The 16474-nt window shown below is 67.2% G+C and carries 16 protein-coding genes; 9 read left to right on the forward strand and 7 right to left on the reverse strand.

Translation table 11 applies throughout. The annotated features are described in order from the left end of the window. Positions 1–618 carry a hypothetical protein gene (locus tag AC5Y3Z_RS22875; RefSeq protein WP_463828439.1) on the reverse strand — a complete coding sequence of 206 codons (618 nt, stop codon included), beginning with the start codon at positions 616–618 and terminating at the stop codon, positions 1–3. A 95-nt stretch (positions 619–713) separates the two neighbouring features. Here AC5Y3Z_RS22875 and AC5Y3Z_RS22880 point away from each other — a divergent pair, with 95 nt between their 5' ends. Both AC5Y3Z_RS22880 and AC5Y3Z_RS22885 read left to right on the forward strand, forming a co-directional pair. Further along, on the forward strand, positions 714–1607 hold the full coding sequence (locus tag AC5Y3Z_RS22880) for a phosphoribosylaminoimidazolesuccinocarboxamide synthase (protein ID WP_463828440.1): 894 nt from the start codon (positions 714–716) through the stop codon (positions 1605–1607). Then, entirely contained in the window at positions 1604–3727 is a 2124-nt protein-coding gene (locus AC5Y3Z_RS22885) for a S9 family peptidase (RefSeq protein ID WP_463828441.1), read from the forward strand. The genes AC5Y3Z_RS22880 and AC5Y3Z_RS22885 overlap by 4 nt, the downstream gene beginning before the upstream one ends. Here the strand turns inward: AC5Y3Z_RS22885 and AC5Y3Z_RS22890 are convergent. Next, positions 3696–5294, reverse strand: a complete 1599-nt coding sequence (locus tag AC5Y3Z_RS22890) for a DHA2 family efflux MFS transporter permease subunit (protein ID WP_463828442.1) — start codon at positions 5292–5294, stop codon at positions 3696–3698. The genes AC5Y3Z_RS22885 and AC5Y3Z_RS22890 overlap by 32 nt on opposite strands. 94 nt (positions 5295–5388) lie before the next feature. Here AC5Y3Z_RS22890 and AC5Y3Z_RS22895 point away from each other — a divergent pair, with 94 nt between their 5' ends. Next, complete coding sequence (locus tag AC5Y3Z_RS22895) at positions 5389–6093, forward strand: DUF2334 domain-containing protein (RefSeq protein ID WP_463828443.1); 705 nt, start codon at positions 5389–5391, stop codon at positions 6091–6093. Between the two features lie 23 nt (positions 6094–6116). After that, entirely contained in the window at positions 6117–7811 is a 1695-nt protein-coding gene (locus AC5Y3Z_RS22900; protein WP_463828444.1) for an FAD-binding dehydrogenase, read from the forward strand. 18 nt (positions 7812–7829) lie between these two features. Here AC5Y3Z_RS22900 and AC5Y3Z_RS22905 read toward each other — a convergent pair whose 3' ends face one another. After that, on the reverse strand, positions 7830–8468 hold the full coding sequence (locus AC5Y3Z_RS22905) for an MBL fold metallo-hydrolase (RefSeq protein ID WP_463828445.1): 639 nt from the start codon (positions 8466–8468) through the stop codon (positions 7830–7832). Here AC5Y3Z_RS22905 and AC5Y3Z_RS22910 point away from each other — a divergent pair. From AC5Y3Z_RS22910 to purQ, 4 genes are all read left to right on the forward strand, one after another. Continuing rightward, the gene (locus AC5Y3Z_RS22910) at positions 8445–9173 is read left to right on the forward strand and encodes an ATPase (protein WP_463828446.1); all 729 of its coding nucleotides are present in this window, start codon (positions 8445–8447) and stop codon (positions 9171–9173) included. The two genes, AC5Y3Z_RS22905 and AC5Y3Z_RS22910, sit on opposite strands and share 24 nt — an antisense overlap. Before the next feature lie 47 nt (positions 9174–9220). Continuing rightward, on the forward strand, positions 9221–9973 hold the full coding sequence (locus AC5Y3Z_RS22915) for an LLM class flavin-dependent oxidoreductase (RefSeq protein WP_473140093.1): 753 nt from the start codon (positions 9221–9223) through the stop codon (positions 9971–9973). Positions 9974–10035: 62 nt separating this feature from the next. Next, on the forward strand, positions 10036–10275 hold the full coding sequence (gene purS / locus AC5Y3Z_RS22920) for a phosphoribosylformylglycinamidine synthase subunit PurS (RefSeq protein ID WP_463828448.1): 240 nt from the start codon (positions 10036–10038) through the stop codon (positions 10273–10275). After that, positions 10272–10946: a phosphoribosylformylglycinamidine synthase subunit PurQ gene (gene purQ, locus AC5Y3Z_RS22925; RefSeq protein ID WP_463828449.1), complete on the forward strand. Its 675-nt coding sequence runs from the start codon at positions 10272–10274 to the stop codon at positions 10944–10946. The genes purS and purQ overlap by 4 nt, the downstream gene beginning before the upstream one ends. A 2-nt stretch (positions 10947–10948) precedes the next feature. On the opposite strand, the gene AC5Y3Z_RS22930 is transcribed toward purQ, so the two are convergent. Together AC5Y3Z_RS22930 and AC5Y3Z_RS22935 are read right to left on the reverse strand one after the other, a co-directional pair. Beyond that, positions 10949–12340, reverse strand: coding sequence for a WS/DGAT/MGAT family O-acyltransferase (locus AC5Y3Z_RS22930; RefSeq protein ID WP_463828450.1), 1392 nt, complete (start codon positions 12338–12340; stop codon positions 10949–10951). 14 nt (positions 12341–12354) lie between these two features. Further along, complete coding sequence (locus tag AC5Y3Z_RS22935) at positions 12355–13170, reverse strand: lysophospholipid acyltransferase family protein (RefSeq protein ID WP_463828451.1); 816 nt, start codon at positions 13168–13170, stop codon at positions 12355–12357. 156 nt (positions 13171–13326) lie between these two features. Here AC5Y3Z_RS22935 and AC5Y3Z_RS22940 point away from each other — a divergent pair, with 156 nt between their 5' ends. Beyond that, positions 13327–14418, forward strand: coding sequence for an NAD-dependent epimerase/dehydratase family protein (locus AC5Y3Z_RS22940; RefSeq protein ID WP_463828452.1), 1092 nt, complete (start codon positions 13327–13329; stop codon positions 14416–14418). A gap of 7 nt (positions 14419–14425) precedes the next feature. Here AC5Y3Z_RS22940 and AC5Y3Z_RS22945 read toward each other — a convergent pair whose 3' ends face one another. After that, positions 14426–14884, reverse strand: coding sequence for a YbjN domain-containing protein (locus AC5Y3Z_RS22945; RefSeq protein WP_463828453.1), 459 nt, complete (start codon positions 14882–14884; stop codon positions 14426–14428). 95 nt (positions 14885–14979) lie between these two features. Then, the gene (locus AC5Y3Z_RS22950) at positions 14980–16437 is read right to left on the reverse strand and encodes a dihydrolipoyl dehydrogenase family protein (protein WP_463828454.1); all 1458 of its coding nucleotides are present in this window, start codon (positions 16435–16437) and stop codon (positions 14980–14982) included. Positions 16438–16474 lie beyond the last annotated feature (37 nt).

Consider the following 16474-nt stretch of genomic DNA (forward strand, 5'->3'; position numbering starts at 1 on the left):
CTATTCCATCCGGAGCCTGACCCCCGCCGCGCGCAGTTCCAGCACGGCCAGCCCCCGGATCACGACGGGATCCTCGTAGCGCCACCCCCCGACCGGATCCGCGCTGACGGCGGCGAGCTTGGCCGGTGAGCGGTTGGCCAGTGCGCGCAGCGCCAACAGCTGCTGGCCGGCTGCGGTGGCGGCCAGCGCGGTCACGACCCACTTGCGCCGGAAGAACCGGATCCGCAGGTACAGCCACGGCATCGTCACCGCCAGGATCGGTGGCAACGCGACCGCCAGCGCCAGCACCCACGCCAGCCAACTGGCGGTGGTGTCCAGTTCGTGCCCGGCTCCGGCGATGTCCATCGCCGCCTGGCTGGCCGCGTTCAGGGGCTGGCCGAGCGCGTCGCCCAGCAGGGGAATGTTGTGCGCGCTGTGCCCGGCCGACGCCAGGTTGCCCGCCACTCCCTTCGAGCCGACTTCGACCTGCCGCCCGGCTTCGGCGATCGTGGCAATCGCCTCGTGGACGGCGAAACCGACGAAGACCCAGATCACCGTCCACAACGAGATGGTGATGTCGCTCATCAGTTGGCCGAAAAGACGGAAGGGCCGGGTCGAGTAAGGCAAGTACCGCGTCATGACACCGATACCAGCACAGCTCGCAGCAGAATGACATCGTCTTGCCGGGTCTCCTGCGGGTCTGCCCGGCCCGGCCTGCCCGATAGGCTGACCCGATGCGACCCGCATTGTCCGATTATCAGCATCTGGCCAGCGGCAAAGTCCGGGAGATCTACCGTGTCGACGACGACCATCTGCTCCTGGTCGCCAGCGACCGGATCTCGGCGTACGACTTCATCCTGGACAGCACCATCCCGGACAAAGGCCGCATCCTGACCGCGATGAGCGTGTTCTTCTTCGGCCTGGTGAGCGCCCCCAACCACCTCGCCGGGCCACCAGACGATCCGCGCATCCCCGACGAGGTGCTCGGCCGTGCCTTGGTGGTGCGACGGCTGGAGATGCTTCCGGTGGAATGCGTGGCCCGCGGTTACCTGACCGGGTCGGGGCTTGTCGACTATCAGGCCACCGGAAAGGTGTGCGGCATCCCGTTGCCGCCCGGGCTGGTGGAGGCCAGCAAGTTCAGCACGCCGCTGTTCACCCCGGCGACCAAGGCCGCACTGGGCGATCACGACGAGAACATCGCATTCGACCGGGTCATCGAATTGGTCGGCGGGGTACGCGCCAACCAACTGCGCGATCGCACCCTGCAGATCTACGTGCAGGCCGCCGATCACGCCCTGAACAGAGGAATCATCATCGCGGACACCAAGTTCGAGTTCGGCACCGACGCGCACGGAAACCTGTTGCTGGCCGACGAGATCTTCACCCCGGATTCGTCACGGTACTGGCCGGCCGCGGACTACCGGCCCGGGGTGGTGCAGACCGCGTTCGACAAGCAGTTCGTCCGCAACTGGCTCACCAGCGCCGAGTCCGGATGGGACCGGCACGGCACTGAGCCGCCGCCACCCCTGCCGGACGACATCATTGTCGCCACCCGAAACCGGTACATCGAGGCATACGAACGGATTTCGGGTAAGAGCTTCGACGACTGGATCGGTCCCGGCGCATGACCGAACGGCTGGCACCACCCGTGGCCAAACGGGTGGAGACCCGACGCGAGCACCATGGCGACGTCTTCCTCGATCCCTACGAGTGGTTGCGGGACAAGGACAGTCCCGAGGTCATCGCCTATCTGGAGGCGGAGAACGCGTACGTCGACCAACAGACGTCTGACTTGGACACATTGCGGCACCAGATATTCGACGAAATCAAGGCGCGGACCAAGGAAACCGACCTGTCGGTGCCCACCCGCCGCGGCGCCTGGTGGTATTACGCCCGCACCTTCGAGGGCAAGCAGTACGGTGTCCACTGCCGTTGCCCGGCAAGCGATCCCGATGACTGGAACCCGCCCCGGTTCGACGAACACACCGAGATCCCCGGTGAGCAGGTGCTGCTCGACGAGAACGAGGCGGCCGACGGTCACGACTTCTTCGCGCTCGGCGCTGCCAGTGTCAGCCTCGACGCGAACCTGCTGGCTTACTCCGTCGACACCGTCGGTGACGAACGTTATACGTTGCGGTTCAAGAACTTGAATACCGGCGAGCTGTATCCCGATGAGATCGCCGGGATCGGCGCCGGCGCGAGCTGGGCCGCCGACAACCGCACCGTCTACTACATCACCGTGGACGACGCCTGGCGGCCGGATACCGTGTGGCGCTACCGACTCGGCGCGGGGCAGCCCGCCGAGCAGGTCTATCACGAACCCGACGAACGGTTCTGGCTGGGGGTCGGACGCACCCGCAGTGACGCCTACATGATGATCGCGGCAGGTTCGTCGGTCACGTCCGAGTACCGCTACGCCGACGCGGCCGACCCCGAAGCGCAGTTCACTGTCGTGTTGTCCCGCCGCGAAGGGGTCGAATACTCGGTGGAGCACGCCGTGGTCGGTGACGAGCAGCGGTTCCTGATCCTGCACAACGACGGCGCGGTCAATTTCACGCTGGTGGAAGCCCCGGTCGACGATCCGTCCCGGCAACACACTCTGATCCCGCACCGTGACGACGTCCGCCTGGACGGTGTGGACGCCTTCGCCGGTCACCTGGTGGTCAGCTACCGACGGGCAGCATTGCCCCGAATTCAATTGTGGCCGTTCGCCACTGACGGCGGCTATGGTGATCCCGAAGAAATCACCTTTGACTCCGAACTGATGGCGTCGGGGTTGGGCGCCAACCCGAACTGGGCTTCACCCAAGCTGCGGGTGGGCGCCGGGTCGTTCGTGACACCGGTGCGGATCTACGACATGGACCTGCGCACCGGCGAGCGGACCCTGCTCCGAGAACAACCGGTGCTGGGCGGCTACCGTCGGGCCGACTACGTGGAGCGACGCGACTGGGCCATCGCCGAGGACGGGACCCGGGTCCCGGTCTCCATCGTGCACCGAGCCGACATCGAATTCCCCGCTCCGGCACTGATCTACGGCTACGGGGCCTACGAGATGTGTGAGGACCCGCGGTTCTCCATCGCCCGGTTGTCGCTGCTGGACCGCGGGATGGTCTTCGTCGTCGCCCACGTGCGCGGCGGTGGCGAGATGGGCCGGCTGTGGTACGAACACGGCAAGTTGCTGGAGAAGAAGAACACCTTCACCGACTTCATCGCGGCGGCACAGCATCTGGTGGAATCCGGTCTGACCCGCCCGCAGCAGTTGGTGGCACTCGGCGGCAGTGCGGGTGGTCTGCTGATGGGGGCGGTGGCCAATATGGCGCCGGAACTGTTCGCCGGAATCCTTGCCCAGGTGCCGTTCGTCGACCCACTGACCACCATTCTGGATCCTTCACTGCCGCTGACCGTCACGGAGTGGGACGAGTGGGGAAACCCCCTGCAGGACAGCGATGTCTACGCGTACATGAAGTCGTACTCGCCGTACGAGAACGTCGCCGGCCGGCCTTACCCGGCGATCCTGGCGATGACCTCGCTGAACGACACCCGGGTGTACTACGTGGAACCGGCCAAGTGGGTGGCGGCGCTGCGACACAGCAATCCAGACGGAAACCCCATCCTGTTGAAAACCCAGATGAAGGCCGGCCACGGCGGTATCAGCGGCCGCTACGAGCGGTGGAAGGAAACCGCGTTCCAGTATGCGTGGCTGCTGACGACCGCCGCTAACCAGCGGGCGTCTTGGGCAGAAACTTAGCCGGGATGAGCGTGATCAGCACCAACGCGGTCGCGATCACCCATACCACTGTGTAACAGTGCGAAAGGTCGTGCACGAGGTTCGTGCCGAAATTCGGGTCGAGGGTCCGCGGCGGTACCGCTGCCGGGTCCAACGCAGCGTGGCGTCGCACCGCCTCCTCCTGTAGCCGACCGAGTTCGTTTGCCGCGGCGATGTTTTCACTGCGGTTGAACTGGCTGGTGAGCACCATCGACATCAGTGCCGTCCCGATCGAGCCGCCCACCTGCAGATTGACGCTGATCAACGTGGAACCGCGGGCGATCTGATGCGGGGCCAGGGCCTGCACTGACGCCCCCGACAGCGGCATCATCGTGCAGCCGGTGCCCATGCCCATGATAGTCAAACCCACCGCCAGCAGCGGCAGGTAGCCGGCCTGGCGGGCGACACCGAAGGTGAAGATGCCCAGCCCCACCGCAATCAGCGTGATGCCGACTAGCACCATCTTGCCGGGACCCTTGCGGTCCATGAACACCCCGGCCCACGGCATGGTGAGCATCGCCCCGATGCCCTGGGGGATCAGGTGCAATCCGGATTGCATCGGCGTCTGGTGCAGCACCTGCTGCAGATAGCTCGGGAGCAGCAACACCGAACCGAAGAACGCGATGGCGAACAGGAATGCCGTCACATTGGCATTGGTCACCACGGGGTTCTTGAACAGCCGCAGGTCCACCAGCGGATGCTCGGCGCGGAACCAGGCGTGCAGCAGGAACGCCCCGATCAGCACCAGGCCGGCCACTGCCGGTATCAACACCTGGCGATCAACCACGGTGCCGTGGCCGGGAATGGCGGACACCCCGAAGAGAAAGCTCGCCAATCCCGGGGACAGCAGCAGGGCGCCGACCGTGTCGAATGTCTCAGACGGTGCCGGCTGATCCCGCGGAAACACCAGCGCCGCAAGGACGAACGCGCACAACCCGATCGGCAGGTTGATCAGGAAGATCCACGGCCAGCTGAAGTCACCGATCAGCCAGCCGCCCAAGATGGGGCCGCCGATCGGACCGAGCAGCATCGGGATCCCGAGCACCGACATCAACCGGCCCAGCCGCTTCGGACCGGCCACCCGGGTGAGGATCATGAATCCCAGCGGCATGAGCATGCCACCGCACATGCCCTGTACCGCACGAAAGACATTGAGCAACAGGATGTTGGGGGCGATCGCGCACAGCATCGAGCCCGCCATGAACGCCAGCACCGACCCCATCCACAGCCGTTTGGTGCCGAACCGGTCGGCCGCCCAGCCCGCCAGCGGGATCACCGTGGCCAGCGCGAGGGTGTAGCCGGTCATGGTCCAGCCGACGACGGCCTGGGTCGACTCGAACTCGACGATGAACGTGCGTTGCGCGACGCTGACGACGGTGCTGTCCAGCCCCATCATCAGCGAGGCCAGGATGCACACCCCGGCGGTTCGCAGGGTCGGCGCATCCAATTTGTCGGGGTAACCCCCGACCTGGGCCGGCCCCGCGGCGGCGGTTCGCAACGCGGGGTCGACTGGTGGGGAAAATGCCTCATCCATGGCGTTGCTGAGCATATCTAACGGCCTGCCTCCGGCGACGGGGCCGATAGACGTCTGCCGTCAGTGTGTCCTTCACCGTCTCGACATCTGGCATCGGCAAACTACCTGCGTGTCTGGAAAACTGATCGTCTCGGTCTCAGGGATTGGCGAGCACACCCTGGCCGACGTGGCCGACTTCTGTGCGCAGATGGATTCCCGCGCTGTTCCGGTGTCCTTCCTGGTGGCGCCGCGTCTCGGTGACCGCTACCGACTGGACCGCGACCCCCGCACCGTGGACTGGCTGACCGACCGGCGCGCCCACGGCGACGCCCTGGTGCTGCACGGCTACGACGAGTCGGCGACCAAGAAGCGGCGCGGCGAGTTCGCGACCCTGCACGCCCACGAGGCCAGCCTGCGACTCAAGGGGGCCGACCGGGTGCTCGAGCACCTGGGGCTGCGCACCCGACTGTTTGCCGCACCCGGCTGGCTGGTCTCGCCCGGAGTCGTCAAAGCGTTGCCGCGCAACGGATTTCGACTGCTCGCCGACGCCTACGGAGTGACCGATCTGGTTCGGGACACCACGGTGCGGGCCCGGGTGCTCGGTATCGGCGAAGGATATCTGGCCGAGCCGTGGTGGTGCCGGATGGTGGTGATGTCAGCCGACCGGGTCGCCCGGCGCGGCGGGGTGGTCCGAATCGCCGTCGCCGCTCGCCACCTGCGCAAGTCCGGTCCGCGGCAGGCCATGTTGGACGCCGTCGACCTGGCTCTGCTGCAGCAGTGCACCCCGATGGTGTACCGCTGGCAGGCCGACAAGGCGGTCCTGGACGCCGCTTAGCTCGATGCGGGCCGCCCGCACCGGTGGCACTAACGTGTATCGACATGAGCGATGCGAGTCCTGGTTCCGACGGGTTCAACGCCGACGCGATCATCGTCGGAGCCGGGCTGGCCGGACTGGTCGCAGCGTGCGAACTGGTGGACCGCGGGTTGCGGGTATTGATCGTCGACCAGGAGAACAGCGCCAACCTCGGCGGGCAGGCCTTCTGGTCGTTCGGCGGCCTGTTCTTCGTCAACAGCCCCGAACAGCGCCGACTGGGCATCCGCGACAGTCCTGAACTGGCCCTGCAGGACTGGCTGGGGACGGCTGCGTTCGATCGTCCCGAGGACTACTGGCCAGAACAGTGGGCACATGCCTATGTCGACTTCGCGGCGGGGGAGAAGCGCAGTTGGCTGCGCACCCGGGGCCTGAAGATCTTCCCGCTGGTGGGCTGGGCCGAACGCGGCGGTTATGACGCGCAGGGGCACGGTAATTCGGTTCCGCGCTTTCACATCACCTGGGGGACGGGGCCGGCGCTGGTCGAGATCTTCGCGCGACAACTGCGTAACCGGCCGAATGTGCGGTTCGCGCACCGGCACCAGGTCGACCGGCTGATCGTGGAAAGTGACGCGGTGACCGGGGTCCGGGGCACCGTGCTGGAACCGTCGGACGAAGCCCGTGGCTTCCCGTCATCGCGAAAAGCAGTGGGAAAATTCGAATTTCGTGCCTCAGCGGTGATTGTGACCAGTGGCGGTATCGGCGGCAATCACGATCTGGTGCGCAAGAACTGGCCGCGACGCATGGGCCGGGCGCCCAAGCAGTTGCTCAGCGGGGTTCCGGCACACGTCGACGGCAGGATGATCGGCATCGCGCAGAAGGCCGGCGCGCGGGTGATCAACCCCGATCGGATGTGGCATTACACCGAGGGCATCACCAACTATGACCCGATCTGGCCGCGGCATGGCATCCGCATCATCCCGGGGCCGTCGTCGTTATGGCTGGACGGGGCGGGAAATCGGTTGCCGGTCCCGCTCTATCCCGGCTTCGACACGCTGGGCACCTTGGAGCACATCGCCCAGACCGGCTACGACTACACGTGGTTTGTGTTGAACGCCAAGATCATCGAGAAAGAGTTCGCCCTTTCGGGTCAGGAGCAGAACCCCGACCTGACCGGTCAGAGTGTCCGCCAACTGTTGCGGTCGCGGACCCGATCCGGGCCGCCCGGTCCGGTGCAGGCATTCGTCGACCAAGGAGTGGATTTCGTCACCGCTGACTCGTTGGCGGAGCTGGTGGACGCCATGAACGCGTTGCCCGACGTGCAACCGCTGGACTACGAGACGGTCCACGCCGCGGTCACCTCGCGGGATCGCGAGGTGGCCAACAAGTTCACCAAGGACGGGCAGATCACCGCGATCCGCGCGGCCCGTACCTACCTGGGCGACCGGCTGGGCCGGGTGGTGGCGCCGCACCGGCTGGTCGATCCCAAGGCCGGACCGCTGATCGCGGTCAAGCTGCACATCCTCACCCGAAAGACGTTGGGGGGCATTGAAACCGACCTGGACTCGCGGGTGCTGAGGTCCGATGGCAGCGCAGTGGCCGGGTTGTACGCCGCTGGTGAGGTCGCCGGCTTCGGTGGAGGCGGTGTGCACGGCTACCGGTCCCTGGAGGGCACCTTCCTGGGTGGCTGCATCTTCTCCGGACGGGCCGCCGGCCGCGGCGCCGCCGCGGACATCAGTTAGCCGGAACCCCCGCGCAACTCAGAAGGTGACGCCGTCCTCTTCGCGGAGCACCTGAAAGTCGGTGCTGGTCATCTCGGTGAGCCGGCCGTAGTAGATGCCGCGGGCGTCGGGAGCCACGATGCCCTGATGGATGGGCACTGCCCGCGCGGGGTTCACGGCCCGCAAATAGTCCACGGCCTCCGAGATCTTCATCCAGGGCGCCGCGGCGGGCGTGGCCAGCACGTCCACCGGCTCGTCGGGTACGAACAACGCGTCACCCGGATGCATCAACCTCGCGGGATGGTCACCGTCGCCCACCAGATACGAAATGTTGTCTATCACAGGGATTTCCGGATGGATGACGGCGTGCCGGCCACCGACCGCTCTGATGGTCAGCTGCTCGACAGACAGTTCGTCCCCCACGTGCACGGCGTGGCACGGCTCGCCCAGCTGCGCCGTGGTCTGGGGGTCGGCATACAGCGTGGCGGCCGGGTTGCCCTGCAGCAGTGCCGGCAACCGGGTGACGTCGACGTGGTCGGGATGCTGGTGGGTGATCACGATGGCGGCCAGGCCGGTGATCCCCTCGAAACCGTGGGCGAAAGTGCCGGGATCGAAAAGCACCTTGGTGTCCCCGAACTCGGCGAGCAGGCAGGAATGCCCGAAATGCGTCAGTTGCATGCTTACGATTGTGCCCTGATGGGGGCCGTGCAGTTGAGGATGTTGGTGGCGACGATGATGGTCGCCGGTTGCCTGGTGATCGCACTGGTCGCGGTGCCGGCGGCGAACGCCGAACCGGAAACCTGTCCGCCGATCTGCGATCAGATCCCGGGGACCGCGTGGATCCAACGCGAATCGGTGCCGCTGCACGGCGTGTACCGGTGGCCGTCGTTGGCAGCGGTGGCGGTGCCCCTGACCGGCGGGCCTGCCACGCCCCAGTTCCGGTTCGAGCAGGTCTGTGGCACCGCGGCCCTGCCGCAGGACCCCCGCAATTCCGCCGTGGCGGCCCGCGCGCTGGTCACCCGGGACCACTGGCAGCTGCAGGCGCTGATCCTGCACTGGCGCGGCGACACCGCACGCGGGGGCGCGAATGCCGCAGCGGTGTTCAGCACTGCGCTCGCAGCACTGCGCGCCTGTCAGCTCGGTGCGCCCGCGCAGTCGCCGTCGGTCACCGACGAGGAACCGACCCGGATGGCCGCCGTCATCAGCGGACCGGTCATCGTGCACACCTACCTGGTCGCACATGTCGCGAGCAGCACGGTCAGTGAACTGACGCTGTGGTCGTCGGGGTCTGACCAGGTGCCCTGGCCGGTGATCTCCGACGCCGGGGTCCTGGACGCCCTCACCGCTCCGCTGTGCGATGCGTACCTCGGCTCCTGCCCGTGACGGACGAAATTCGCTCTGGCACTGCGTATTTGCGGTAGGTTCGGCGGATGGTCACCCTCGATGTCCTCTACAGCGCGGCTCTGCATCCGTGGCCGGAGCTACGGGAGAAGGTGCTGCGCGCAGAGGCGGAGGGCTTCGGTACCGCGTACGTGTTCGACCACCTCTCCGGTGCGATGTTGTCCGGCAGCCGAATGCTGGAGTGCTTCACCCTGGTCGGGGCGCTGGCCGCAGCCACCTCCACGATCCGGATCGGCACCCTGGTGGTGAACGCGGCCAATCGGCCCGCCGGGGTGACGGTTGCCGCCGCCGCCTCGGCGCAGGAGATCAGCGGCGGGCGGTTCGTGTTCGGTCTCGGCGCCGGCGGCGCACCGGACAGTCCGTGGTCGCGCGAGCAGCGGCTGGTCGATATCACCCTGGCCGACTCCCTGCGGGCGCGGCACCGGCACCTGGTCGACGTGCTCGACCTGTGCGACAGCCAGTGGGACCCCGCCAGGGCGGCCGCGTGGGCCGGCTTTCCGTTGCCGGTGCCCAGGCCACCGGTGTTGCTCGGCGTCAACAGCGTCGCCCTGGCCGAGATCGGCGGTGACCGCTGCGACGCCGTCAATGTGCGTCTGGACCATCCCCGCATCGGTGAGTTCTTCCAGGCGGCCCGGGCCGCCCGCGCCCGATCCGCCCGGGCCGGGACCCCGCTGGTGCTCAACGCCTGGACGGCGCTGTCCGATGCCGCGCTCGACCCGCACGGTGCGGTGCAGCACCGGATCAGCGACCTGGGCGGCCACGGGCTGATTTTGGTCGGGTGATCACACCTGGTCCATCGCCGGTAGAGTCGCGGGCGGAGCGATCTGAGCTGAGGAGGAGCGCGGTGGCCCGGGTGGTCGTGCATGTGATGCCCAAAGCGGAGATTCTCGACCCGCAGGGCCAGGCCATTGTCGGTGCCCTGGGCAGGCTGGGTCATCCGGGGATCTCAGATGTGCGTCAGGGCAAGCGGTTCGAGTTGGAGGTCGACGACACTGTCGACGACTCGGTGCTCGCCGACATCGCGGAGTCACTGCTGGCCAACACCGTGATCGAGGAGTGGACGATAAGTCGGGACCCGCAGTGACGGCCCGGATCGGAGTGATCACCTTTCCCGGCACCCTCGACGACGTGGATGCCGCGCGGGCGGCACGGAAGGTCGGCGCGGAGGCGATCAGCCTCTGGCACGCCGACGTCGACCTCAAGGCGGTCGATGCCGTGGTGGTGCCCGGCGGCTTCTCCTACGGCGACTACCTGCGGGCGGGTGCGATCGCCAGGTTCGCCCCGGTGATGGGCGAAGTGGTGGCGGCGGCCGGTCGCGGCATGCCGGTGCTGGGCATCTGCAACGGCTTCCAGGTGCTCTGCGAGGCTGGTCTGTTGCCGGGTGCGTTGACCCGAAACGCCGGCCTGCACTTCATCTGTCGCGACGTGTGGTTGCGGGTGGCGTCGACGTCGACGGCCTGGACGTCGCGTTTCGAGAGCGACGCGGACCTGCTGATTCCGCTGAAGTCCGGCGAGGGCCGATACGTGGCACCGCGGGAAACCATCGAAGAACTCGAGGGCGACGGGCGGGTGGTGTTCCGCTACCGCGACAACCTCAACGGCTCGCTCAACGACATCGCCGGCATCAGTTCAGCCAACGGCCGCGTGGTCGGGTTGATGCCGCATCCCGAACATGCCATCGAAGCGCTCACCGGCCCCTCCGACGATGGCCTCGGATTGTTCTATTCAGCGCTGGATTCGGTGCTGGCCGCCTGATATCAGGCCGACAAGACCGCGTAAGGTGCTGCGGCACGACGCAATTCGTCGAATTCAGCGGTGATCGCAGCAGTCGCGTCATGCACGTCGGCGAAGGTCTGGTCGTCGGTCAGCACCGCGATTCCCAGTTGGTCCGCGTAGCTCCACACGGTGATGTTGACCGGTGCGCCCGGCGACAGCACGCCCGTGGAGTAGATCTCGCTGACCGGCGCACCGCCGAAGTGACCCCGCTGTCGCGGTCCCATGACGCTGGAGACAGCAACATTCATGATCTTGTTGTGGCCCTCGCGTCGACCCAGCCAGCGGAACATCGCCGGGGCGATCGCGGCCGGCAGGTAGTTCATCAGCCGGCCGTAGAGCCGGGAGCCGAGTATCTCGTGGTCCTCCTTGGCGTACCTGGACGCCCGTGCTACCAGCCGCACCCGCTCGAGTGGATCGGCGACGTGCACCGGCAGCGACACCGACAGGCCGCTGATCTCGTTGCCACTGATCCGGTCGGACTTGTCGGTGGCAGTGGGGACCGACGCGATGATCGGGCGGTCCGCGCTGCCGTCGTAGTCGAGCAGCAGGGTCCGCAGACCTCCGGCGGCCATGGCCAGGATCAGGTCGTTCATCTTGACGCCCAGTTCGGCGGCGGTCGCTTTCACGTCAGCCAAAGGCAGTGCGGCGCTGGCGAAGCGGCGCTGTGGTGACACCACGTGGTTGAGGAAGGTCGGTGGAGCGTCGAACGTGTCGGCCAGATCGGGGTGGCTGCCGCGTTCCCGTGCGCGACGACGCATCCGGACCGTGCCCGAGACGGCGTCCCGGATCAATCCGGGCAGCGCGGCCAGTTGCCGCACGTGGTCACGTGCGGCCGCACGCAGCAGGTCCGCGGAAGTCGCTGTGGCGCTGTCGTTCTGAATCGGCGCGACGGTCATGTCGACGAGATCCATGGCCCGGGCCAACAGGTTCGCCGATGCGACACCGTCGGCCAGCGAGTGGTGCACTTTGCCGATCACCGCGAAACGGCCCCCGGCCAGGCCCTCGGCGAAATGGAACTCCCACAGCGGGCGACTGCGGTCCAGCGGTGTGGAGGCGATCTCGCCGATCAGCTGATCCAGTTCGCGGCGCCCGCCCGGCGCCGGAACCTGCACGCGTCGTAGGTGGTAGTCCAGGTCGACCGCGCAATTCTGCTGCCACACCGGGTGATTCAAACGCCAGGGAATCTCGACCAAGCGGTATCGCAACGGCTCCAGCAGGTGCAATCTGGCTTGCAGGTGCTTGCGGAATACCTCGAAGCCGAACTCGCCATCGAATGTCGATGCGTCGACGACGGTGACCTTCAGGGTGTGGGTGTGCAGGTTGGGCGTCTCGCTGTAGAGCAGCATCGCGTCCATCCCGTTGAGTCGTTTCATCTGACACCCCGTTCTCAGCCGACGATGGGCAGTCGGCGCTCGCCGGCCAGGCGGTCGAGCGCGGTCTGCATCACCGCGCGGACATGGGCGTCGACCTCGGCCACGTCGGGATCCGCACCGAACTGGGCGACGACGTCGATGGGTTCGAGCACCTCGGTGACGACCTTGGCCGGCATCGGGAGGTTGGGCGGGAAGAAGACGCTGAAGCCGAAGGGAAAGCCGAAGCTGACCGGCAAAATATCCGACCGCAGCTTATTGAGGCCGAGTCGGCGGGCCAGCCAATTGCCGCGGGTGAGGAACAACTGTGTTTCCTGCGCGCCGATCGACACCGTCGGCACGATCGGAACCCCGGCTTCGACGGCGGTCCGGACGTAGCCGGTGCGCCCGTTGAAGTCCACAGAGTTGGCCTCGAAGGTGGGCCGGTAGGAGTCGTAGTCACCGCCGGGGAAGACCAACACCACCGCGCCGGAGTGCAGGGCGGCCGCGGCGTTCTCCCGGCTCGCCTCGATGACGCCGAGGCGCCGCAACCAGCCGTCCATCGGCCCCATGAACAGCGCGTTGTGCCCCAGGGTGTAGACCGGCCGGTCGTAACCGAAGGTGTCGTAATACTGCGGCGAGAAGATGAACACATCCGGGGTGAACATGCCCCCCGAGTGGTTGGACACCACCAGCGCGCCGCCGACCGCGGGCACGTTGTCCATGTGGCGCACTTCGGCGCGATGCCACCGCTTGATGACGGGTGCGACGGTGTCGATGACCTGTTTGGTGAACGCGGGGTCCCACTTGGCGATCTCGCGGTCGTCGCTGCTGTTACTGACATCACCCGTCATGGCTTCTCCGATTGCGTTTAGGACCCCGCCTGCGCTGGGGATTCCTGAAGTGAGCGCTCTCTACATCCGTAGAGGATATGCTACTCTCATTTTAAGAGAATGTCATTATCGTGCGGTTGTGGCATACCGCACACATCGCAAGTGCAGGGAGCGAGAATGTCCGAAAAAGTTCTGGTTACAGGTGGATTCGGGTTGGTCGGTGCGCAGACCGTGCGGCGGCTGGCCGCCGACGGGCATCAGGTAGTCGCCACCGACCTCGGCACGAAGCCGCACCGCAGGGCGGCCGCACAACTGCCGGCCGGCGTGGCAGCGCGCTGGGCAGACCTGACCGATCCGGACGCCGTCGCCATGCTGGTCGCACAGGTCGAACCGACCGTGATCATCCACCTGGCCGCGGTGATCCCGCCGGTGATCTACGGCATCCCGGACCTGGCGCGCCGGGTCAACGTCGACGCCACGGTGGCATTATTGCGGGCCGCCGAAGCGTGCGCCCGACCACCGCGGTTCGTGCAGGCATCGAGCAACGCCGTGCACGGTGCCCGCAACCCGCACCGGCATACCGAGTTGCTCAGTGCCGACAGCCCGGTCGCGCCGTCGGATCTGTACGGAGCCCACAAAGCCGAGGCGGAGCAGCACGTTCGGCTGTCCAGCCTGGACTGGGTGATCCTGCGCCTCGGCGGCGTCATGAGCGCAGACCCGGGTGCGATGCCTTTCACCTTCGATGCGCTGTTCTTCGAGAGCGCGCTGCCGACCGACGGGCGGATGCACAGCGTGGATGTCCGTGACGTAGCGGCTGCGTTCGCCGCGGCGACCATCGCTGCGCGGGAGGACGTGGTCGGTCAGATTCTGCCGGTCGCCGGCGACGAAACGCACCGGTTGCGCCAAGGCGAGGTCGGCGCTGCGCTGGCGGCCACCCGCGGTCTGAAGGATGTGCTGCCCGGCGGCCGGCCCGGTGATCCCGCGAGCGACGAGGACTGGTTCGTCACGGACTGGATGGACACCACGCATGCCCAGCAGGTGCTGGCTTTTCAGCAGCACAGTTGGCCGGACATCCTGGCCGAGATGCGTGCTGCCGCAGGGTGGCGGCGGTACCCGATGCAGTTGGTGGCTCCGCTGGCGCGACTGGTGCTCAAGCGCCGCGCAGCCTACCGGGACGCGCCCGGCCGCTACGCGGATCCGTGGGGTGCTTTCCGTAGGAAGCTGGGCGAGCCACGGCCGGACCGGGTGCTTGCCGGCCGGATCGGGTAGCCGCTACTCAGCCCGCCGCGCGCAGCAACGGTGCCGAGGGCAGCTCGGCGACGGGGTTCAACCTGCTGAAGAGATCGACCGCCGCGGTCAGCGCGCGGTCGACGTACGCGGCGAAGTCGTCGAAACCGACCCGTTCGCCGATCCATCGTGACTGTTCTGCGGTGACGCCGACGCGCCGCGGATCTGACGATCCGTGCACCGTCGCGGTGACGTCGCGGTTCTGCTCGTTCCACGTGTCGGCGACGTGCACCAGGCGCTCGTGTTCGGTGCTGGGATAGAAACACGCAGGCGTGATGCGCACGGTGACGACATCCGGGTGCAGCGTCGGGATTTCGAGGTGCACATGCAGGCGGCGCTCGGCGTTCAGGACGAAGAAGAATTCGGCATCGTGGCGGCCGCGGAAATACCGCCGTCCGCGGGTGCGCAGGTAGCGCTCGATCAGGTCGGCGGTCAGCGGCTCAGTCATAGTTCTCCATGCTCCGGCAGGTGACTATGCGGGTCCTGGTTCCAGAGACAGGAAAACTGAAGAAACAGTTGAGAATCGGCTGAGCGACGGTGCCGTCAGACAACGACGAAAAACGAATCCCGGTACGCCTCGAGTAGTCGCAGCCACAGCTCGCTGATGGTCGGGAAACAGGGCACCGCGTGCCACAGCCGATCGATCGATACCTCGCCGGCCACGGCGATGGTCGCCGCGTGCAGCAGTTCGGTCACGCCCGGGCCGACGAGAGTCACCCCGAGCACATGACGGCTGTCGACGTCGACCACCATGCGTGCCCGCCCGGCGTACCCGTCGGCGAAAAGCTTGGCGCCGGTGACGACGTCGCCGATCTCGATATCGATGACTTTGGTGCGGTGACCGGCCTGCGCGGCCTGCTCGGCGGTCAGGCCCACCGCGGCGACTTCGGGGTCGGTGAAGAACGCCTGCGGCACCGCGTGATGATCCGCGGTGGTGGCGTGTGCGCCCCACGGCTCGGTGTCCAGCGCTCGACCGGCGGCGCGGGCACCGATGGCGGCGCCGGCGATTCGCGCCTGGTACTTGCCCTGATGGGTCAGCAGTGCGCGGTGGTTGACGTCGCCGGCGGCGTAGAGCCAGCCGTCCTCGACCGCCTTGACCCGGCACGTGTCGTCGACCTCCAGCCAACTGCCGGGGGTGAGCCCCACAGTTTCCAAACCGATGTGGTCAGTGAGGGGTTTGCGGCCGGTGGCGAACAGGATCTCGTCGACCTCGAGGCCGGTGCCGTCGCTCAATGCCAGCGATACCGGGCAGTACGGGTAAGCCCGGCTCAGTTCCTGCACCGAGACGCCCAGGCGCACGTCGACTCCCGCGTCGGTGAGTCCGCGGCCGACGAGTTCCCCCACGAAGGACTCCATCCGCGGCAGCAATTGCGATCCGCGGGCCAACAGGGTCACCTTTGAGCCCAATCCCTGCCAGGCCGTTGCCATTTCAACGCCGACACCGCCGCCTCCGACGACGGCCAGCCGATTGGGCACGTCGCTGCTGTCGGTGGCTTCGCGGTTGGTCCAGGGCCGGGCGTCGTAGAGGCCGGGCAGGTCGGGCAGGGCGGGGCGGGTGCCGGTGCACACGACGACGGCATGCCGCACGGTCAGCACCATCTCGGCACCGCCCGGGGTGGTGACCACGACCCGCCGGGGCCCGTCCAACCGTCCGTGTCCGCGGATCAGGGTGGCGCCGATGCCGTTCACCCAGTCGACCTGGCCGCTGTCGTCCCAGTCGCTGACGTACCGATCGCGGCGGGCGAAGACGCCACCCGGGTGGATCGGACCGATGATCGCCTGACGGGCACCGTCGACGCGGCGGGCCTCGGCGACGGCGATGACCGGACGCAACAGTGCCTTGCTCGGCACGCAAGCCCAGTAGGAGCACTCGCCGCCGACGAGTTCGCGCTCGACGACGATGACGCTCAGGCCCGCAGCGCGCGCCCGGTCTGCGACGTTCTGCCCGACCGGACCCGCGCCGAGCACCACGACGTCGCATTCCTGCTGCTCTTCCGGCATGGTTCAAACAATCCTTTCGGCTCGGTTCTGCCAACGA

This window comes from Mycobacterium sp. NGS61, assembly GCF_059812325.1.